The sequence below is a fragment of the Buttiauxella noackiae genome (genome assembly GCF_000737905.1).
GTDB lineage: Bacteria > Pseudomonadota > Gammaproteobacteria > Enterobacterales > Enterobacteriaceae > Buttiauxella > Buttiauxella noackiae.
In genome coordinates, this window is sequence record NZ_JPRU01000006.1 from 1 (window position 1) to 21,534 (window position 21,534).

At 50.1% G+C, this 21,534-nt stretch carries 15 protein-coding genes, 1 tRNA gene, 2 rRNA genes and 1 riboswitch; of the genes, 5 read left to right on the forward strand and 13 right to left on the reverse strand.

Translation table 11 applies throughout. From position 1 onward, the window contains the following. The 5 genes from IX31_RS19980 to btuB form a co-directional block, all read right to left on the reverse strand. Positions 1-1,145, reverse strand: a 23S ribosomal RNA gene (locus IX31_RS19980); the annotation flags it as partial. A gap of 217 nt (positions 1,146-1,362) precedes the next feature. Continuing rightward, positions 1,363-1,438, reverse strand: a tRNA-Glu gene (locus IX31_RS19985). Positions 1,439-1,527: 89 nt separating this feature from the next. Beyond that, positions 1,528-3,067 (reverse strand): 16S ribosomal RNA (locus IX31_RS19990). A gap of 385 nt (positions 3,068-3,452) precedes the next feature. Further along, the gene (gene murI, locus IX31_RS19995; RefSeq protein ID WP_072009488.1) at positions 3,453-4,319 is read right to left on the reverse strand and encodes a glutamate racemase; all 867 of its coding nucleotides are present in this window, start codon (positions 4,317-4,319) and stop codon (positions 3,453-3,455) included. After that, positions 4,264-6,120, reverse strand: a complete 1,857-nt coding sequence (gene btuB / locus IX31_RS20000; protein ID WP_034461500.1) for a TonB-dependent vitamin B12 receptor BtuB — start codon at positions 6,118-6,120, stop codon at positions 4,264-4,266. Before btuB ends, murI begins: the two co-directional genes overlap by 56 nt. A 68-nt stretch (positions 6,121-6,188) precedes the next feature. Further along, a riboswitch (cobalamin riboswitch) is annotated at positions 6,189-6,373 on the reverse strand. 110 nt (positions 6,374-6,483) lie between these two features. Between btuB and trmA the strand changes: the two genes are divergently transcribed. Further along, positions 6,484-7,584, forward strand: coding sequence for a tRNA (uridine(54)-C5)-methyltransferase TrmA (gene trmA, locus IX31_RS20005; RefSeq protein WP_034461380.1), 1,101 nt, complete (start codon positions 6,484-6,486; stop codon positions 7,582-7,584). 45 nt (positions 7,585-7,629) lie between these two features. Here the strand turns inward: trmA and IX31_RS20010 are convergent, their stop codons facing one another. Together IX31_RS20010 and fabR are read right to left on the reverse strand one after the other, a co-directional pair. After that, positions 7,630-7,986 (reverse strand): YijD family membrane protein, encoded by a 357-nt coding sequence (locus tag IX31_RS20010; RefSeq protein ID WP_034461382.1) that lies wholly within the window; start codon positions 7,984-7,986, stop codon positions 7,630-7,632. A 14-nt stretch (positions 7,987-8,000) separates the two neighbouring features. Beyond that, the gene (fabR, locus tag IX31_RS20015) at positions 8,001-8,645 is read right to left on the reverse strand and encodes an HTH-type transcriptional repressor FabR (RefSeq protein WP_115631628.1); all 645 of its coding nucleotides are present in this window, start codon (positions 8,643-8,645) and stop codon (positions 8,001-8,003) included. A 192-nt stretch (positions 8,646-8,837) separates the two neighbouring features. Between fabR and sthA the strand changes: the two genes are divergently transcribed. After that, on the forward strand, positions 8,838-10,238 hold the full coding sequence (gene sthA / locus IX31_RS20020) for a Si-specific NAD(P)(+) transhydrogenase (RefSeq protein WP_034461384.1): 1,401 nt from the start codon (positions 8,838-8,840) through the stop codon (positions 10,236-10,238). On the opposite strand, the gene oxyR is transcribed toward sthA, so the two are convergent. The 5 genes from oxyR to argC all read right to left on the reverse strand — a co-directional run bounded on the left by oxyR (position 10,212) and on the right by argC (position 15,987). After that, positions 10,212-11,138, reverse strand: coding sequence for a DNA-binding transcriptional regulator OxyR (gene oxyR / locus IX31_RS20025; protein WP_034461386.1), 927 nt, complete (start codon positions 11,136-11,138; stop codon positions 10,212-10,214). The genes sthA and oxyR overlap by 27 nt on opposite strands. Before the next feature lie 270 nt (positions 11,139-11,408). Further along, positions 11,409-12,782 (reverse strand): argininosuccinate lyase, encoded by a 1,374-nt coding sequence (gene argH, locus IX31_RS20030; protein WP_034461387.1) that lies wholly within the window; start codon positions 12,780-12,782, stop codon positions 11,409-11,411. 156 nt (positions 12,783-12,938) lie between these two features. Beyond that, positions 12,939-14,156: an argininosuccinate synthase gene (locus IX31_RS20035; RefSeq protein ID WP_034461389.1), complete on the reverse strand. Its 1,218-nt coding sequence runs from the start codon at positions 14,154-14,156 to the stop codon at positions 12,939-12,941. A gap of 30 nt (positions 14,157-14,186) precedes the next feature. Continuing rightward, a complete protein-coding gene (gene argB, locus IX31_RS20040) occupies positions 14,187-14,963 on the reverse strand; it encodes an acetylglutamate kinase (RefSeq protein WP_122974069.1) in 777 nt (258 codons plus the stop codon). Between the two features lie 19 nt (positions 14,964-14,982). Beyond that, the gene (argC, locus tag IX31_RS20045; RefSeq protein ID WP_034461391.1) at positions 14,983-15,987 is read right to left on the reverse strand and encodes an N-acetyl-gamma-glutamyl-phosphate reductase; all 1,005 of its coding nucleotides are present in this window, start codon (positions 15,985-15,987) and stop codon (positions 14,983-14,985) included. 184 nt (positions 15,988-16,171) lie between these two features. Here argC and argE point away from each other — a divergent pair, with 184 nt between their 5' ends. From argE to IX31_RS20060, 3 genes are all read left to right on the forward strand, one after another. Beyond that, positions 16,172-17,323, forward strand: a complete 1,152-nt coding sequence (gene argE / locus IX31_RS20050; RefSeq protein WP_034461392.1) for an acetylornithine deacetylase — start codon at positions 16,172-16,174, stop codon at positions 17,321-17,323. 238 nt (positions 17,324-17,561) lie between these two features. Next, positions 17,562-20,213: a phosphoenolpyruvate carboxylase gene (ppc, locus tag IX31_RS20055; protein WP_034461394.1), complete on the forward strand. Its 2,652-nt coding sequence runs from the start codon at positions 17,562-17,564 to the stop codon at positions 20,211-20,213. A gap of 120 nt (positions 20,214-20,333) precedes the next feature. Then, positions 20,334-21,194: an AraC family transcriptional regulator gene (locus IX31_RS20060; protein ID WP_034461395.1), complete on the forward strand. Its 861-nt coding sequence runs from the start codon at positions 20,334-20,336 to the stop codon at positions 21,192-21,194. Here the strand turns inward: IX31_RS20060 and IX31_RS20065 are convergent. Then, on the reverse strand, positions 21,181-21,525 hold the full coding sequence (locus IX31_RS20065) for a PTS fructose-like transporter subunit IIB (RefSeq protein WP_034461396.1): 345 nt from the start codon (positions 21,523-21,525) through the stop codon (positions 21,181-21,183). The two genes, IX31_RS20060 and IX31_RS20065, sit on opposite strands and share 14 nt — an antisense overlap. Positions 21,526-21,534 lie beyond the last annotated feature (9 nt).

A 21,534-nucleotide genomic window follows, 5' to 3' on the forward strand; every position in this document is an offset into this window, starting at 1 on the left:
GTTTAGCMCCGTTACATCTTCCGCGCAGGCCGACTCGACCAGTGAGCTATTACGCTTTCTTTAAATGATGGCTGCTTCTAAGCCAACATCCTGGCTGTCTGTGCCTTCCCACATCGTTTCCCACTTAACCATGACTTTGGGACCTTAGCTGGCGGTCTGGGTTGTTTCCCTCTTCACGACGGACGTTAGCACCCGCCGTGTGTCTCCCGTGATAACATTCTTCGGTATTCGTAGTTTGCATCGGGTTGGTAAGCCGGGATGGCCCCCTAGCCGAAACAGTGCTCTACCCCCGAAGATGAGTTCACGAGGCGCTACCTAAATAGCTTTCGGGGAGAACCAGCTATCTCCCGGTTTGATTGGCCTTTCACCCCCAGCCACAAGTCATCCGCTAATTTTTCAACATTAGTCGGTTCGGTCCTCCAGTTAGTGTTACCCAACCTTCAACCTGCCCATGGCTAGATCACCGGGTTTCGGGTCTATACCCTGCAACTTAACGCCCAGTTAAGACTCGGTTTCCCTGCGGCTCCCCTATACGGTTAACCTTGCTACAGAATATAAGTCGCTGACCCATTATACAAAAGGTACGCAGTCACCCCATAAAAGAGGCTCCCACTGCTTGTACGTACACGGTTTCAGGTTCTGTTTCACTCCCCTCGCCGGGGTTCTTTTCGCCTTTCCCTCACGGTACTGGTTCACTATCGGTCAGTCAGGAGTATTTAGCCTTGGAGGATGGTCCCCCCATATTCAGACAGGATACCACGTGTCCCGCCCTACTCTTCGAGTTCACAGTAGGTGTATTTTTGTGTACGGGAGTATCACCCTGTACCCTGCGACTTTCCAGACGCTTCCACTAATACACAAACTGATTCAGACTCTGGGCTGCTCCCCGTTCGCTCGCCGCTACTGGGGGAATCTCGGTTGATTTCTTTTCCTCGGGGTACTTAGATGTTTCAGTTCCCCCGGTTCGCTTCGTTAAGCTATGTATTCACTTAACGATAGTGTGACGAATCACACTGGGTTTCCCCATTCGGAAATCGTCGGTTATAACGGTTCATATCACCTTACCGACGCTTATCGCAGATTAGCACGTCCTTCATCGCCTCTGACTGCCAGGGCATCCACCGTGTACGCTTAGTCGCTTAACCTCACAACCCGAAGGTGTCTCGTAAGACAACCATCGATGTTGTGAAAATTTGAGAGACTCGAACACACTTCACTTCCTTTCTTATTACGGAGAAAGGAAACAGTGTGTCGTTTCAATTTTCAGCTTGTTCCGGATTTTTAAAGAGCAATATCTCAAACAYGACTCGAAAGTCAGTTTTGAGATATTCGGTGATAATGTCTTTCACACATTATCGGAGATGGCGTCCCCAAGGGGATTCGAACCCCTGTTACAGCCGTGAAAGGGCAGTGTCCTAGGCCTCTAGACGATGGGGACACGAATGATCCTGATAACAGGATATCGCTTGCTCATTTACTATCATCAGACAATCTGTGTGAGCACTACGCAAGTTCGTATCTTTCAGGTAAGGAGGTGATCCAACCGCAGGTTCCCCTACGGTTACCTTGTTACGACTTCACCCCAGTCATGAATCACAAAGTGGTAAGCGCCCTCCCGAAGGTTAAGCTACCTACTTCTTTTGCAACCCACTCCCATGGTGTGACGGGCGGTGTGTACAAGGCCCGGGAACGTATTCACCGTAGCATTCTGATCTACGATTACTAGCGATTCCGACTTCACGGAGTCGAGTTGCAGACTCCGATCCGGACTACGACGCACTTTATGAGGTCCGCTTGCTCTCGCGAGGTCGCTTCTCTTTGTATGCGCCATTGTAGCACGTGTGTAGCCCTACTCGTAAGGGCCATGATGACTTGACGTCATCCCCACCTTCCTCCAGTTTATCACTGGCAGTCTCCTTTGAGTTCCCGGCCGAACCGCTGGCAACAAAGGATAAGGGTTGCGCTCGTTGCGGGACTTAACCCAACATTTCACAACACGAGCTGACGACAGCCATGCAGCACCTGTCTCACRGTTCCCGAAGGCACTAARGCATCTCTGCYGAATTCYGTGGATGTCAAGAGTAGGTAAGGTTCTTCGCGTTGCATCGAATTAAACCACATGCTCCACCGCTTGTGCGGGCCCCCGTCAATTCATTTGAGTTTTAACCTTGCGGCCGTACTCCCCAGGCGGTCGACTTAACGCGTTAGCTCCGGAAGCCACTCCTCAAGGGAACAACCTCCAAGTCGACATCGTTTACGGCGTGGACTACCAGGGTATCTAATCCTGTTTGCTCCCCACGCTTTCGCACCTGAGCGTCAGTCTTTGTCCAGGGGGCCGCCTTCGCCACCGGTATTCCTCCAGATCTCTACGCATTTCACCGCTACACCTGGAATTCTACCCCCCTCTACAAGACTCTAGCCTGCCAGTTTCGAATGCAGTTCCCAGGTTGAGCCCGGGGATTTCACATCCGACTTGACAGACCGCCTGCGTGCGCTTTACGCCCAGTAATTCCGATTAACGCTTGCACCCTCCGTATTACCGCGGCTGCTGGCACGGAGTTAGCCGGTGCTTCTTCTGCGAGTAACGTCAATCACTGCGGTTATTAACCACAATGCCTTCCTCCTCGCTGAAAGTACTTTACAACCCGAAGGCCTTCTTCATACACGCGGCATGGCTGCATCAGGCTTGCGCCCATTGTGCAATATTCCCCACTGCTGCCTCCCGTAGGAGTCTGGACCGTGTCTCAGTTCCAGTGTGGCTGGTCATCCTCTCAGACCAGCTAGGGATCGTCGCCTAGGTGAGCCATTACCTCACCTACTAGCTAATCCCATCTGGGCACATCTGATGGCAAGAGGCCCGAAGGTCCCCCTCTTTGGTCCGAAGACGTTATGCGGTATTAGCTACCGTTTCCAGTAGTTATCCCCCTCCATCAGGCAGTTTCCCAGACATTACTCACCCGTCCGCCGCTCGTCACCCAGGAGCAAGCTCCCTGTGCTACCGCTCGACTTGCATGTGTTAGGCCTGCCGCCAGCGTTCAATCTGAGCCATGATCAAACTCTTCAATTAAAAGCTTGATTTGCTTCAACTCGTGAAGCGGTGCTCAAAAATTAACTTTCGTAATAATTCAACTAAATGAATTACTGCTTGGTCACTCTTCAAGACTTGATATTTTTTGTGATACCCAAAGGTATCTGAGATATCAATCCTGCGAGTGCCCACACAGATTGTCTGATAAATTGTTAAAGAGCAGTGAGTTGCGCGCTTTCGCTTGCTAACTCGAGGTGGCGTATATTACGCTTTCCTCTTTCAGAGTCAAGCGATTATTTCGCGCTTTTCTCCAACTAACCAGCCGGTTTGTAAGCCGTTGTGCCGTGTCAGTGGAGGCGCAGTATAGGGATTTTCTGGAAGCTGACAACCCCTATTTTCAATTTTTATTTCAACCGTCTCTTTTTTATTCAAAATCGCTGCATACAGCTAGTTTTTCAAGCCTTGGAAAGCCATAACGCTGTAAAACGGGTGCTAATTGAGCAATCTCTGGCGTGAGCCCCATGCAGAACGCAATATTCTCATCTGCAGATAATGCATTCGGAGATTCATGTTCTAAAAGCCATACCGTACGGCGAGCAATTGCAGCACCTGAATCTATCAATCGAGTGCCTTCCGGCAGGACTTCCAGCAACTCTTCTTCTAATAGAGGGAAATGGGTGCAACCCAATACCACTGTATCTGGTGGTTCTTTCATTCTTAGCCACGGCCGAAGGATTTTACGCAGTTCCTCAAGGTCGACAGGTTGACCATGTAACTTGGCTTCTGCTAATTCCACCAGTTCCGCCGAACCGAGCATTTCGATTTTGCATTCCGAGGCAAAGCGTGCGACCAGTTCGTGCGTATAAGGACGGCGAACTGTACCGCGAGTCGCCAGTAAACCAACCACACCATTAGTCGTCAGGCGTGCAGCAGGCTTAATAGCTGGAACAACGCCTACAACAGGGAAAGCAAATTTCTCACGGAGCGCGGGAAGCGAAACGGTACTCACCGTATTGCAGGCGATGATAGCGAGTGCGAGTGGGTAGCGTTCCTGAACCGCAGTAACAATTTCAACTACGCGCTCAACTATGAACTCTTCGCTTTTCTCGCCGTAGGGAAATGCTACGTTATCGAAAGCATATATATAGTGCAGGTCAGGCAAAAGCTGCCGGACTTCGTCATACACAGAAAGCCCACCGACACCGGAGTCAAAAACCAGTACGGTGGGACGTGTATTAGAAGGTATAGCTGCCAGTGAGGTAGTATTCCCGTCCTGGGGTTTGATAGCCATAAACCGTCTCGTAATCTTTATCGAACAGGTTGGCGATTCTACCACGAACGGTGAGATGAGAGGTTATTGGATATGAGGCAGCGAGATCCCATAAACTTACCCCGCCCATTTTTACATCGCTGCTGGAGTCATAATCATAGTCATAACGTTCACCCATATATTGGTAAGTGACATCCCAACCCAACTGATACACTTGACCACTCAATTCATACTTCACCTGCTGTTTTGCACGACGAAGTAATAATTTATCGGTTTCATCATCGCGTGGATTGATGTACTGAAGTGTCAAGCGATGGTCCACCGGACCTGTAGTCACGCTTCCAGTCCATTCCATACCTTTAATCGTCGCGGATTTTACGTTGTAGTAACTATTATTGTCGTAATCAATGAGGTTTTGAATTTTGTAGCGGTATGCCGATAAGCGCCAATCCAATGGACCGGTTAAACCTTCCAATCCGGCTTCCCATTGTTTTGACTCTTCTGGTTTCAGATTTGGATTGGAAGCAATACCAAAACGGTCCGCACCAAACTGTTGCCCTAAAGATGGTGCGAGGAATCCTGTACCGTAAGAAAGTGTCGTACGGTAACCTTCTACAAATTCCCAACCAGCAGCAGTTTGCCATGTACCATGCCAGCCAAATTGCTCATCATGGTCTTCACGACCAGAGGCTTCCAAAGTAACGCTTTCTATCTGCTGTTGGCCAGTAAGGTAAAGGCCTGTGTTATCACGCGTATAACTATCTTTCGCAGGCGCGCCAGCATAGGTTTCACCATAAGAAGTCAGCTTTTCTTGTTTCCAGTCGATTCCTGCGCTTATCGCGCCGTGCCCGACTTCAACATTATTACCCCACTGGATATAACGTTGTTCCATATCATCAAGAGTTGTCCCTTCTTGATAACGTCCAGCCAGGCTACTGTAGTTGTAATCTTTTATGCGCTGATAATTAGCCAGTAATTGCGACGAGTAAATTCCAGAATTGAAATTCAGGCCGGTATCCCAAGACTGGGTGTAGTTTTGATGCTCATCACCACCGCCATCGTAACCCCAATTACCTTGATCATAATCTGCATTGCTGGAATAACCGTAACCCCGGAAGAAACCAGCAAAATTATCATTGAATTTATGCTCAACACCGCCCCAGAACAGTTTATTACGATACCCATCTCGATCGGCATCACCGCTATAACTTGAGCCAGGTTGAACATTAAAACCATTTGTAGTCTGATACGCCCCAGCCGCCGTGAAGACAGTATCGCCAACCTTTTGGCGTAAAGTGCCATCATATTGCTGATAGCCATTCGAGCCGATGCCTGCATTAATCTGCGAACGATCATCGCCATCCTGGGTAATAATGTTGACGACCCCGCCAATAGCACCCGAACCATAAACAGCTGAACGCGGCCCCCGTATGTATTCAATTCGCTGAACCAGGGATACCGGAATTTGGTCTATATCGGAATTATTTGAAATTCCAGGACGGGCAATAGGAATGCCATCAACCAAAACTAAAACATGTCGTGCCTCTGTCCCGCGAACAAAAAGTGATGCACTTTGTCCCATACCACCGTTTTGTGCGATATCAACACCAGGCAAGCGACGCATAACATCCAGCACCGTTTTTGACTGCCATCTTTCTATGTCCGCTTTGGTCACAACATCGGTAGGAGCCAACACAGTATTCACCGGTTGCTGAAAACGGTTTGCCGTTACGATTAGAGTGTCATCAGAATTGCTGTCTTGCGCCCAGGCAGAAAAAGCCGTTACGGACACAGCCGTAAACAGCGAAAGTTTTTTAATCATCATTTATATAAGCATCCACTTCCATTAAGGATGCCGCAGACATAACAGATAGCACGCGATAGTTATGCAGATTGCGACGTATACCGGCAGGTCTTCGGGCTTGGAGGTGTTTTACGGATGATGACTTCCCACTTTATTAAGCAGTGTCTGCACTTGGCTCTCATCCCACTATTCCTTACCGCTGCGCGTCAGCCCCAGAATTGCACTGGGTTCCCTTTTAACTTGTAAAAAGGCCGGAAACGCTATGCTACGACGTTGTTAATAATCTTGTCTATAAGCATCAAAATGCAACAGCACTGGACATCACGCACCTATTCCCTACAATTCGCCGCGTAGTTTGACTTTACTTACAGGTATCAGCTCATGACCCCCGAACATCTCCCGATTGAACAATACGACGCGCAACTGGCCGAAAAAGTCGCCCGCTTGCAAAGCATGATGGCCCCTTTTGCAGCTCCCGCGCCGGAGGTGTTCCGTTCGCCAGTCAGCCATTATCGGATGCGCGCTGAATTCCGCATCTGGCACGATGAAGGCGACCTGTACCACATCATGTTTGACCAGGAAACCAAGCAACGTATTCGAGTCAATAGTTTCCCGGCAGCAAGTGCGCTTATCAACGCGCTAATGCCAGCAATGCTCGATGGAGTACGTGATATTCCCGCCCTACGTTATAAGCTTTTCCAGATTGATTATCTGACTACCATGAGCAATCAGGCTGTGGTTTCGTTACTTTATCATCGCAAGTTGGATGAAGAGTGGCAGCAACACGCTGAAGCATTGCGCGATAATCTGCGTGCCCAGGGTTTCAACGTGCATTTAATTGGCCGTGCTACAAAGACCAAAATCGAGTTAGATCAGGATTTCATTGATGAGCGTTTGACCGTTGCCGGTAAAGAGATGATTTATCGCCAGGTTGAGAATAGTTTTACTCAGCCGAATGCCGCGATGAATGTTCATATGCTGGAATGGGCACTGGATGCAACTCAGGGTTCCAGGGGCGATTTGCTGGAATTGTACTGTGGTAACGGTAACTTCTCCCTGGCGCTGGCACGAAACTTTAACCGCGTGCTGGCGACTGAAATCGCCAAACCGTCAGTTGCGGCTGCACAGTACAACATTGCGGCGAATGAAATTGAAAACGTGCAGATTATTCGTATGGCAGCAGAGGATTTTACTCAGGCAATGAATGGCGTACGTGAGTTTAAGCGCCTGAAAGGTATCGACCTGAAAGGCTATCAGTGCGAAACCATTTTCGTCGATCCACCGCGTAGCGGCCTGGATGCAGACACGGTGAAGATGGTGCAGGCATACCCGCGTATTCTCTATATTTCCTGCAATCCACAAACCCTATGCGAGAATCTGGAAGTATTAAGCGAAACCCATAATGTGTCGCGTCTGGCGCTCTTCGACCAGTTCCCGTATACACATCATATGGAATGCGGTGTGTGGCTGACACGCAAATAGCAAAACGGACGCCGAGGCGTCCGTTATTATTTCTGGCTAGGAATACTATTCAGTGACCTGCGCTTTACGGGCACGAACTTTGAAACCAATCCAGAACAGCAATGCGACTGAAAGCACCGCAGGCAAGAAGTTAGAGCCAATCGCCGGATACTCAGCCCGCACAACCGCGCTATATAACAAGACCCCTAACACGAAGCACGCCGCAGCAATACTTGGTAGGCCAACTGGCATCGTACGGTTCAGGTAGCGTTGATGCAAACAGTACACTGTTAGCACCAACGTGATCATCGGGAAAATGGAAAACGGTACGACCGAGCTAAATAGCGCGACAAACGTTCCGTTAATTGCCAGGCCTGCAATAAACGCAAACCCGAGCGTACCTCTCTCTTGTAACTGTTTCATTGCTCTTCCTTTACTCACTCTTCAGATATTTGAGCTAATGCCACTTTTTCTTGCTCCCGGCGATACCAGTAGTACGCACCTTTTGAAATCATGCGTAACTGAAGTACCAGGCGCTCTTCAAGCTGACGACGCTGATCGGCATCAACGTCCAGCGCTTCAGCACCAGCACTAAAGACAATCGTAACCATTGCTTCTGCCTGCGCTTCAGTAAAGCTGCGAGGCATGCGATTTTCGAGTTCCAGATAGTCAGCAAGTTCCGCAATAAAGTGCTGAATTTCACGGGCAACAGCGGCACGAAATGCGGCAGAAGTTCCGGAACGCTCACGCAACAACAAACGGAACGCGTTGGGATTATTACCGATAAATTCCATAAATGTTGAGACGGAGGTACGGATTACACTTCCGCCTTTAGCAATTCTTTGCCGTGCCTGACGCATCAACTGGCGCAACATCAGGCCACTTTCATCAACCATCGTTAAACCCAGTTCGTCAACATCACGAAAGTGGCGATAAAACGATGTTGGCGCTATACCAGCCTCACGGGCGACCTCGCGCAAACTCAGGCTGGCAAAACTTCGTTCAGCACTTAACTGGCTAAACGCGGCTTCGACCAGAGAACGCCTGGTTCTTTCTTTTTGTTGCGCTCTTACACCCATCATATTGCCTGAATCTCTTAATCGAACTCGCACTATACCAGAGAATAACTTAACTGGTTTTATACAGGATTGTGAATGATTGTTTACGCGAGCCGCCTCGCGTTACACAGCAAAAAGCACAAGGATAATTGGGTTATCCCGCTGTTGATGTTACCATTGTGTTGCTTTTATGTATAAGAACAGGTAAGCCTTACCATGTCACACACCTACGATTATGACGCAATAGTAATTGGTTCCGGTCCTGGCGGCGAAGGTGCCGCAATGGGGCTGGTGAAACTCGGAGCAAGGGTAGCCGTTGTTGAGCGCTACCATAACGTGGGTGGCGGTTGCACTCACTGGGGAACCATCCCCTCAAAGGCGCTGCGCCACGCAGTCAGCCGCATTATCGAATTTAACCAAAACCCTTTATATAGCGACCACACCCATCTCCTCCGTTCTTCCTTTGCCGACATTCTTAATCACGCTGATAGCGTCATTAACCAACAAACTCGCATGCGCCAGAGCTTTTATGAGCGTAATCGCTGCGAGATGTTACAGGGGGATGCACGTTTTGTAGATGCGCATACTATTTCGCTGGAATGCCATGATGGCTCGGTGGAGATGATCACCGCCGAGAAGTTCATTATTGCTTGTGGCTCGCGCCCTTATCGTCCGCCAGAAGTCGATTTCAGCCATCCGCGAGTGTACGACAGCGATTCCATTCTTAATCTGCATCACGAACCACGCCACGTCATTATTTATGGCGCAGGGGTGATTGGCTGCGAGTATGCGTCGATTTTCCGTGGCATGAACGTCAAGGTTGATTTGATTAATACCCGCGATCGCCTGTTGGCATTTCTCGATCAAGAGATGTCCGACTCGCTCTCTTACCACTTCTGGAATAGCGGTGTCGTTATTCGCCACAACGAAGAGTTTGAGAACATCGAAGGCGTGGAAGATGGCGTTATTGTCTCGCTAAAATCAGGCAAAAAAGTGAAAGCCGACTGCCTGCTTTATGCGAACGGGCGCACGGGTAATACCGATTCGCTGTCACTGGAAAATGTTGGGCTGGAAGCCGATGGCCGCGGTCTGTTGAAGGTCAACAGCATGTATCAGACCGCACAACCGCATATCTATGCCGTCGGCGATGTGATTGGTTACCCAAGCCTGGCATCTGCGGCTTACGATCAGGGCAGAATCGCGGCCCAGGCCCTGGTTAAAGGCGAAGCAACGGCGCATCTGATTGAAGATATTCCGACCGGTATTTATACCATCCCGGAAATTAGTTCAGTCGGCAAAACCGAGCAGCAATTAACGTCGATGAAAGTACCGTACGAAGTGGGACGGGCGCAGTTCAAACATCTCGCTCGCGCGCAAATTGTCGGTATGAACGTGGGTACGCTAAAAATTCTCTTCCATCGTGAGACGAAAGAGATTTTAGGGATTCACTGCTTTGGTGAACGCGCGGCAGAAATTATTCACATCGGCCAGGCAATTATGGAGCAGAAAGGTGGCGGCAACACGATTGAGTACTTTGTTAACACCACCTTCAACTACCCGACGATGGCGGAGGCCTATCGGGTAGCGGCTTTAAACGGCTTGAACCGCTTGTTTTAACTCTGACTCAAAATGGCCATCCATATGTGTACGGATGGCCTCTGCGAGTTGCTCATAGCGGCCACGTAGTGGAGAACCCGGACGATAAACCAGGCCAATAGTACGACGCGGCTCTGGTTTATAACATGGCAGATAAACCACGCCGTCACGGCAGCGCTCGTTTGGAACGGCCAGCGCAGGTAACAATGTTATCCCACTTCCGGCAGCGACCATGTTACGCAGCGTTTCAAGGCTGGTTGCACGGAAATGCGTGTCTTCTTCAGCTCCCGCTTCAAAACAGAAACCCAGCGCCTGATCGCGCAGGCAATGCCCGTCTTCGAGCATCAGCAACTTTTCACCGGCAAGATCCGACAATGGTACGCGATCACGGTCCGCCCACGGGTGATCCTGATAGATCGCCAGCATCATTGGCTCATCAAACAACGGCACTTCAATAAAGGCTTCGCTCTCTTTCACCAAAGCGAGAATCGCACAATCGAGTTTTCCGCTATCAAGCTGCGCTAACAGCTGATGGGTTTGCGCCTCGTGCAGATACATTTCTAGTTTGGGGAAAGTTTTATGCAGCATTGGGATAATCTGCGGCAGCAGATAAGGCCCAACGGTTGGAATTAAGCCAATGTGCAGCGGTCCGGACATCGCCTCGCCCTGCTGACTCGCCATTTCTTTAAGGACTTTAACTTCTCGCAGTACAGTGCGAGCCTGGTCCACCAGCAACAAACCCGCCTGAGTGAACAACACTTTACGGCTGGTGCGTTCAAGCAACATCACGCCGAGTTCATCTTCAAGTTTCCGAATCTGGCCGCTAAGCGTTGGCTGACTGACATGGCAGGCATCCGCTGCCCGACGAAAGTGACGATGCTCAGACAGCGCCACCAGGTATTCTAGATCACGAATATTCATTCTCTATCCTCCGTCGCCATGATAGCCCATGGCGATAGAAATCATAGCAACGAACGATTATCCCTATCAACCATTCATATTGAATAATAGCCATCAACAGCACAAACCATCCATGAAGCGTGGTTGTGTTGTAGGGAAACGCCTGTTCTCCGAACTAAGTACTGAAGCCAACGTGAATCATTTAGCGGACATTAAGTCCGCTCTTTTTTTATTCGTTAGATACAAAAAAAGCCCGGCAGAAGGCCAGGCTCATTTTATCCTGCAAATCATTTACACCAGGCGCTGCTTCGCATCGGCAATCGCCAAAGCCACCTGTTGAGGAGAGACGCCGCCCTTGGCTGCACGTTTATCCAGGCACGATTGCAGAGACAAAATCGGATAAACATCATCACCGATTGCGCCACTAAATTTCTGTAAATCAGCAAGCGACAATGCCTCCAGTGCTTTGCCCTGGCGAATTGCTTCTACCACCGCTTCACCCACGATATGGTGCGCTTCACGGAACGGAACGCCTTTCGCTACCAGGTAATCAGCCAGCTCGGTTGCGTTAGCATAACCCTGCTCGGCAGCTTCTTTACAACGTGGACGTTTCACCTGGATACCATCGAGCACCAGCACGGACATATGCAAGCAATCAAGCCAGGTGTCGAGCGCGTCGAACAGGCCTTCTTTGTCTTCCTGCATATCCTTGTTATACGCCAGCGGCAGCCCTTTCAGGGTCATCATCATGCCAGTCAAAGCTCCCTGCACACGGCCACATTTGCCACGAATCAGCTCCAGCGCATCCGGGTTTTTCTTTTGAGGCATTAAGGAAGAGCCAGAGGTCACGCGATCAGATAACTCAACAAACCCTGCTTCGCCGGTGTTGAAGAAAATCAGGTCTTCAGCAAAGCGAGACAAGTGAACCATGCCGATAGATGCGTCAGAAAGCAGTTCAAGCACGTGATCACGGTCAGACACACTGTCCAGGCTGTTGCGCGTCGCAGATGCAAAACCTAACCAGCCCGCCAGTTGATCACGGTCGATTTCATAGGCTGTACCTGCCAATGCACCGCTGCCCAACGGGCTAACGTCGAGACGCTCAAGCGTACTTTGCAAACGGCTTTCATCGCGCGCCAGCATTTCAACATAGGCCAGGCACCAGTGTGCAAAAGTCACCGGCTGCGCACGTTGCAAGTGCGTATAACCCGGCATCACAGCGTCTTGATTGTTTTCTGCGGTTTCAATCAGCGCATGTTGCAGTTGGCGAGTGGCCTCCAGCAGTTCACTGATTTGCATTTTGCACCACAATTTAAGATCCGTGGCGACCTGGTCATTACGGCTACGACCAGTGTGGAGTTTCTTACCCAACGCACCGACTTTATCGATGAGTTTGCCTTCCACCCAGCTGTGAATATCTTCCGCATCGCTCTCAAGAATTGCCTGCGGATTTGCCTGCACTTCTTCCAACAGGAAGTTCAATGCCTGCTCAAGCTCCTGCTGCTCAGCAACAGTCAGAACACCAACAGTAACCAGCGCTTTGGACCAGGCGACAGAACCCACAATATCTTGCTCAGCCAGTCGGTAGTCAAAGCGCAATGAATCATTGAACGATTTGAACCGCTGATCTGCTGCCTGAGTAAAACGTCCACCCCAAAGTGCCATATTGATGCTCCATTAAATTAAGTTACTTAAATACCCTCAGGCGTTATCGTCGAAGACAGTTTGGACACGGCCAGCACGCAGGAACCGGAGCGTACATGTAGTACGCGAGGATTCTGAGCACTGCCCGGGTTCAAAATGGCAAGTAAGATAGCCTGATTACTTCTTCAATTCGTTCAAAGCACGAATCCGTGACGACAACGAGAACAGACGGATAAAACCGCCAGCGTGGCTGTGGTCATAAACTTCATCTTCGCCGAATGTTGCGAACTCTTCGCTATACAGGCTGTTTGGAGACTTTTTCTGCTTCGCAGTGACATGGCCTTTATACAGCTCAAGAATCACTTCACCGTTCACTTCTTCTGCCAGAGATTCAGCAGATGCCTGCAGAGATTTACGCAGCGGTGCGAACCAACGGCCATCGTAAACCACGTAGGACATTTCCAGGCCCAGTTGCTCACGCCATTTGAAGCTATCGCGATCCAGAACCAGCTGCTCAACGCCACGCAGTGCAGCCATCATAATGGTGCCTCCTGGGGTTTCGTAGCAGCCACGGGATTTAATCCCTACCAGACGGTTTTCTACGATATCAATACGACCAATGCCGTGCTTAGAACCAATCTTGTTCAGTGTTTCCAGGCACTGGAATGGCGTCATTGCTTCACCGTTAACGGCAACGACTTTGCCTTTCTTAACGGTAACGGTAACGTCTTCAGCCTGATCTGGCGCTTCTTTAGGATCAACAGTCCAGACCCAGCAATCTTTGTTCGGTGCATTCCACGGGCTTTCCAGCACGCCGCCTTCGGTGGAGATGTGCCAGGCGTTTTCGTCGCGGCTATAGATTTTCTCCAGCGAAGCGGTAGTTGGGATGTCACGCTCTTTCAGGTAATCAAGCAGCGCTTCACGGGAACGCAGGTTCCACTCACGCCATGGCGCAACCACTTTCAGATGTGGTGCCAGTGCCGCCCATGCAGACTCGAAACGCACCTGGTCGTTACCTTTGCCGGTCGCACCGTGGCACAGCGCATCTGCGCCAACTTTATTTGCTACATCCACCAGCGCTTTAGCGATAAGCGGACGTGCCATTGAAGTCCCCAGCAGATAGGTGCCTTCGTACAGCGCGCCGGTCTGCAATACTGGGTAAACATAGTCACTGATGAACTCTTCACGTGCATCTACGACGTAGCACTCAGTTGCGCCAGAGCGCAGTGCTTTTTGTTCTACGCCTTTCAGGTCTTCACGATCCTGGCCAATATCCACAACACATGCGACCACTTCACAGCCGCCGTAGTTTTCTTTCAGCCATGGAATGATGGCAGAAGTATCCAGGCCGCCAGAGTATGCGAGAACGATTTTTTTGATGCCGTGATTTTGCATTGTCTTATCCTTCAAAAACTTATTTTTAAACTAGGCCAGAATCCGGGTGCCAATGGCTACACCGTTGAACAAAGAAGGTAACTGCTCCGCGTGACGCCAGGATGCGATATCCACCGGGCGACCCAGCGTGCGTGCTGCATCCAGCGCCGCGTTAACTTTAACTATCATGCCGTCGGTAATGATGCCCTGAGCAATTAACTGCTCAGCTTTCGCCGCCGTCATTTCTGCAATGCGTTGCCCTTTACCATCCAGAATACCGCTGACGTCTGACAGCAGAATTAAATCCGCGCCGAGGGTTGCTGCCAGCGCCGTAGCCGCCTGGTCAGCATTCACGTTCATCAACTCGCCTTCGACGGTCACGCCAATAGAGCTGACAATCGGCAGGAAACCGGAATCCAACAGCGTGGTAATCAGCTTAGCTGAACCCGGTTTTGCCAGGCCCACATGGCCCAACTCTTCATCCAGTTTAGTGACGGTGACGCTGTCGCCATCGCCGAGGCAAAGGCCGACACCATTGATGTCATGTTTTTTTGCCCACGCCAACAAGGTTTTGTTCGCCGTACCCGCCAGCGCACCGGTAATGATGTCAATCTGATCGGCAGGCGTTACGCGCAGACCATTTTTTTTCGTCACTGGCAAAGAAAGCTTTTTCATCAACTCATCGACCAGGCAACCGCCACCGTGAACTATCACCAGCGGGCGTTGATGAGACTGACGATAGTTCACCAACGCGGTAAACAAACGTTCCAGCGCTTCTTCGCTATCCAGCAGTACGCCGCCTAATTTGATAATTAATGGATTCATGATGATTTCACTCGACCGCTGGTTAAATAAGAGACTGCGTTTCGGCAAAGCCAAAACGAATATTCAGGCACTGCACGGCCTGTGCCGATGCGCCTTTCAGTAAATTGTCTTCGGTGGCGACGACAATCAGATGCTCGCCCTGCACGGCAAAACCGATATCGCAGAACGGCAGGCCAACCACATTTTTCAGTGCTGGCACTCCTTTGTCGTACAAGCGCACCAACGGTTTATCTTGATAAGCCTGATTAAACGCACCGGCTATTTGCTGCTGCGTAACACCTTTGTTCAGACGACAGGTAATGGTCGCCAGAATCCCACGCGGGAAGTTGCCCAAGTGAGGTGTGAAAATAACTGGAGTGCCGAGATGCGTTGCAATTTCTGGATGATGGCGATGATTAAAAATGCCATACGGTTGCAGGCTCACTTCGCAAAAGCTGTTGGAAATTGCCGCTTTACGCCCTGCACCACTCACACCGCTGGTCGCGTTGATCACAGGCCATTGGTTCAAATCCAGCAATCCGGCTTCAATCAGCGGTTTTAGCGCCAGCTGTGAAGCAGTTGGGTAGCAGCCAGGAACTGAAATCAAACTGGTTTCTTTTAGCTTGTCACTCTGCCATTCAGCAAGGCCATAAACCGCCTGCTCCAGTAATTCGGGATGTTGATGAGTAAAGCCGTAATAACGCTGATAAAACTCGGCATCGTTAACGCGAAATGCACCGGAAAGGTCGATAACAACGCAGCCTTTTGCCAGAAATTGTGGCGCCAGATCGTGACTCACTTCATGGGCTGTTGCGAGGAACACCACATCTACGCCGTCAGTAAATTCGCTGATATCCGACATCGCCTGTAACGGCATGTCGACGATACCTTTTAATTGCGGATGCAAGTCAGATATCAATTTTCCTGCGTCATTACTTTGCGCTGAAACCGTCAATGCGGTTATGTTCATATGAGGATGGCGATTCAAATAGTTCACAAGCTCTGCGCCTGCATAACCGCTGGCACCAACAATCAGCGTATTCAACATCTCGGCTGTACACCTTCTTAGGTTGTGTCTGCTAAAGGTGCCAGCTGGTAAGCCATCACCCAACGTATAATTACGTGGTTAAATCCACCGGAACCAGGGGTTCCCTTACGGCAGTGAATATTGTATTTTTATTCAATATAACTGCATGATTATGTATACCAACCCTAGCTAAGGCCTGTCAACAGTGAAGATGAAATTACCTCCTTTTATCGAGATTTACCGCGCGTTGATCGCGACCCCTTCCATCAGTGCAACCGACAGTGCGTTGGATCAGAGCAATGAGTCTTTAATCAATTTACTGGCGGGATGGTTCCGCGACCTGGGCTTCAATGTAGAAGTACAATCGGTTCCCGGCACGCGAAATAAATTCAATATGTTGGCGAGCACCGGAAATGGAGCTGGCGGCTTACTGCTGGCGGGGCATACCGATACGGTGCCGTTTGATGATGGTCGCTGGACACGTGACCCGTTTACGCTGACAGAGCATGAAAATAAACTTTACGGCCTCGGCACTGCCGATATGAAAGGCTTCTTTGCTTTTATTCTAGATTCGCTGCGCGATGTTGATGTGACGACGCTTAAAAAGCCTCTCTATATTCTGGCGACAGCGGACGAAGAAACGACGATGGCGGGCGCGCGCTATTTCTCTGAAACTACGCATATTCGCCCGGATTGCGCGATCATTGGTGAACCAACCTCTTTACAGCCTGTACGCGCCCACAAAGGGCATCTTTCAAATGCCATTCGTATTCTTGGGCAATCTGGCCACTCAAGCGATCCGGCTCGCGGCGTAAATGCTATCGAACTGATGCACGATGCTATCGGCCATATCATGTCGCTGAAAAACACCTTGAAAGAGCGTTATCACCACGATGCTTTCACTGTGCCATATCCAACGCTAAACCTCGGACATATTAGTGGTGGCGATGCCGCCAATCGTATTTGCGCCTGCTGTGAACTGCATATGGATATTCGCCCGCTGCCAGGCCTGACATTAAATGATCTGAATGGTTTACTTAATGAAGCATTAGAACCCGTTAGCCAGAAATGGCCTGGCCGCCTGACAGTATCTGAACTTCATCCACCAATTCCGGGCTATGAATGCGCTAAAGACCATCAATTGGTGCAAGTCGTTGAGAAATTACTGGGTGCGCAGACCGAAGTAGTGAACTACTGCACCGAGGCACCATTTATTCAGACCATTTGCCCTACGCTTGTACTGGGGCCCGGCTCCATAAACCAGGCTCATCAGCCAGACGAATACATCGAAACACGCTTTATAGAGCCGACTCGCAAACTCATTACACAGGTAATTCATCATTTTTGTTGGCATTAAAAAATAGCGATTCAGGGGGTTTTGCCCCCTTTTTACGCTGCTTTTTAGCGGATCCTCATAAGAAACGCTTATCTACGAAGTTAGTAATTAAATTTCATGAATTAGCGTCATTTATTCGTTTGCTGAAACGATTTCGTAGCAATTGACGAATGATGACTTACGTGGCTTTATAAAGACGGTGTTGAACCTTCACGGGTGAAATTAAGTTACATAAAAAGATGGGGTGTGTGGGACTACAATGAACGAACAATATTCCGCTTTGCGAAGTAATGTCAGTATGCTCGGCAAGTTGCTCGGGGATACCATCAAAGATGCATTAGGTGAAAACATTCTTGACCGCGTAGAAACAATCCGCAAATTGTCTAAGTCCTCACGGGCGGGCAATGAGGCGAACCGTCAGGAGTTGTTAACCACGCTACAAAACCTATCTAACGACGAACTACTCCCAGTAGCCCGCGCATTCAGCCAATTCCTGAATCTGGCCAACACCGCCGAGCAATATCACAGCATTTCAGCCAATGGCGAAGCTGCCAGTAATCCCGAAGTTATCGCTAAGACTCTCCAAAAATTAAAAAATCAGCCTGACCTTAGTGAAGCCGCCATTCGTGATGCTGTTGAGTCTCTTTCATTGGAATTAGTGCTGACCGCACACCCAACAGAAATTACCCGTCGCACCCTGATTCACAAGCTGGTTGAAGTAAACAGCTGTCTGAAACAACTCGACCACAGTGATATCGCCGACTACGAGCGTAACCAGATTATGCGCCGTCTGCGCCAACTGGTAGCTCAAGCCTGGCACACCGATGAAATTCGTAAGCACCGCCCTTCTCCAGTAGATGAAGCAAAATGGGGCTTTGCGGTAGTAGAAAACAGCCTGTGGGAAGGTGTTCCAAACTACCTGCGTGAGCTGAATGAGCAACTCGAAGACAATCTGAATTACAAACTGCCAGTCGATTTTGTTCCGGTACGTTTCACTTCCTGGATGGGGGGCGACCGCGACGGCAACCCGAACGTGACCGCTGATATTACCCGTCACGTCCTGCTGTTAAGCCGCTGGAAAGCAACCGACTTGTTCCTGCGTGATATTCAGGTGCTGATTTCCGAACTCTCGATGGTGGAATGTACACCTGAGCTGAGCGAACTGGCTGGCCCAGACGCGTCACAAGAACCGTATCGCTGCATTATGAAAGGCGTTCGCCAGCAATTACTGGCTACTCAAGCCTGGCTCGAAGCGCGCCTGAAAGGCCAGCGCCTGCCGAAACCAGAAGGTTTGTTAACGCAAAACGAACAGCTCTGGGACCCACTTTATGCGTGTTACCAGTCGCTGCAAGCTTGTGGAATGGGCATTATTGCCAACGGCCAGCTGCTCGACACCCTACGCCGCGTGAAAAGCTTCGGCGTACCGCTAGTGCGCATCGACGTTCGCCAGGAAAGCACTCGTCATACCGAAGCTCTGGGTGAAATGACGCGCTACCTGGGCATTGGCGATTACGAAAGCTGGTCTGAAGCAGACAAACAAGCTTTCCTGATCCGTGAACTGAACTCTAAGCGCCCACTTTTGCCACGCCAGTGGGAACCAAGCGACGATACTCGTGAAGTACTGGAAACCTGTAAAGTGGTTGCCGAAGCGCCACGTGGTTCTATTGCCGCTTACGTTATTTCCATGGCAAAAACACCATCTGACGTGCTGGCCGTTCACTTATTGCTGAAGGAAGCGGGTTGCACTTTCGCTCTGCCTGTCGCACCACTGTTTGAAACACTCGACGACTTGAACAACGCCGACGACGTGATGACTCAGTTGCTGAACATCGACTGGTATCGCGGATTTATCCAGGGCAAACAGATGGTCATGATTGGCTATTCTGACTCTGCAAAAGATGCAGGCGTAATGGCAGCATCCTGGGCACAGTACCAGGCTCAGGACGCGCTGATCAAAACCTGCGAGAAAGCCGGAATTACTCTGACGCTGTTCCACGGACGCGGTGGTTCTATCGGCCGTGGTGGTGCACCAGCGCACGCCGCACTGCTTTCTCAACCGCCGGGTAGTCTGAAAGGTGGCCTGCGTGTGACGGAGCAAGGCGAGATGATTCGCTTTAAATACGGTCTGCCAGAAATCACCATCAGCAGCCTGTCGCTCTATACCAGCGCGATTCTCGAAGCCAACCTTCTGCCGCCGCCAGAGCCTAAGAAAGAGTGGAAACATATCATGGAGGATCTCTCTGTAACCTCCTGCGATATGTATCGTGGATATATCCGCGAAAACGAAGACTTCGTGCCGTACTTCCGTTCGGCAACACCCGAGCTGGAACTGGGTAAACTGCCGCTGGGCTCGCGTCCTGCCAAACGAAAACCTAACGGTGGCGTTGAATCTCTGCGTGCGATTCCATGGATCTTCGCCTGGACGCAGAACCGCCTGATGCTGCCAGCCTGGTTGGGTGCCGGTGCCGCGCTGCAAAAAGTGGTGGAAGATGGCAAACAAGACGTACTGGAAACTATGTGCCGCGACTGGCCGTTCTTCTCCACACGCCTCGGTATGCTGGAAATGGTGTTTGCCAAAGCAGACTTGTGGCTTGCTGAATACTACGATCAACGCCTGGTGAAGCCAGAGTTGTGGGCCCTTGGCGCACAATTACGTGACCAACTGGAAGCCGATATCAAAGTCGTTCTGGATATCGCCAACGATTCGCACCTCATGGCTGACCTGCCATGGATTGCCGAATCCATCCAACTGCGTAACATCTACACCGACCCTTTGAACGTGTTGCAGGCCGAATTGCTACACCGTTCACGCCAGTCTGAAGAGAAAGGTGATGAGCCGGATGCTCGTGTTGAACAGGCACTGATGGTCACCATCGCAGGTGTCGCAGCTGGTATGCGTAACACGGGTTAAGTCTTAGAATGGGCTTAACTAAAACCCCGCGCGCATGCGGGGTTTTTTATTTTTACTGATGCGCAAAACAGTACCAATGTGGCACCATAACTTATCCCTGTTAACCCGCTGCGGGCCACCATGAATTACGACGTAAGCCAAATTATTTCACGCCTGCTGAACAGCCCATCGGGCATTCAACACGTCTGGTTTGCTAATAACCAGATTGCCCCATCCGAGCTTGCATATCAGGTTGATTTCCCAAGGATTGAAGTGGTGTTGGATGGTGTTTTGATGGATGCCTGTGACGCAGGTATGCCCGCCAGACTTGAACAACATGATGTGCTTTACGTTCCGGCAAAATGCTGGAACAGCCCACAATGGAATACGCCAGTTACAACGTTAAGTATTTTGTTTGGTAAACAGCAACTTGGGTTCAGCATTCTGGAATGGGATGGCGTGACTTTTAAAATACTGGGTAAACAGAACGTCGCCCGCCGCGGGCCAAGAATCGGCTCGTTTTTGTTACAGGCGCTTAATGAGCTAGTGATGCAACCTCACGAACAGCAAACGGCGCGGTTTATCGTCAGCAGTATTCTCAGCCATTGCACTGACCTGCTTGGCAGCCAGATCCAGACAGCATCACGCGGCCAGGCATTATTCGAAGCCGTGCGTGAATATATTGATGAAAAATATGCCGAGCCGTTGACCCGAGAATCCGTCGCTCAGGCGTTTTATATCTCACCCAACTATCTTTCACACTTGTTCCAAAAAACGGGCGCGGTAGGCTTTAATGAATACCTTAACTACACCCGCCTGGAGCATGCCAAAACGTTGCTTAAACGCTACGATCTGAAAGTTAAGGAAGTGGCTCACGCCTGCGGATTTATCGACAGTAACTATTTTTGCCGCCTGTTTAGAAAAAATACGGACAGGTCACCATCTGAATATCGACGCCAGTATCACAGCCAGTTGACCGAAAAATCCATCAACTCAGAATGATATGCGTATGTTGCGGGGTACCAAAAATTCGTCGCACTGCTGACATCGTTTTTTGCGGCTCCCGAAGGAATGCATTAATACCGGTTTGTACGCAACGGCAATGAGTGAAGCGTGTCGCGCCCGCCAGTTCAATATCAGTAATTAGCAATACAACGTCTGCTTGCTCAATATCCATTTGAGTCAGTTCGTTTTCAATTCCCAGCGCTCCCTGAGTCTCTATTTTTACCGACCACTTTTCTTGCTGGCAGAGTTTTTCGAGCCGTTCGGCAGCCATATAGGTGTGAGCGACACCACTGACACATGCCGTTACTGCAACCAGATGTCGAGTCATCCTCACGAT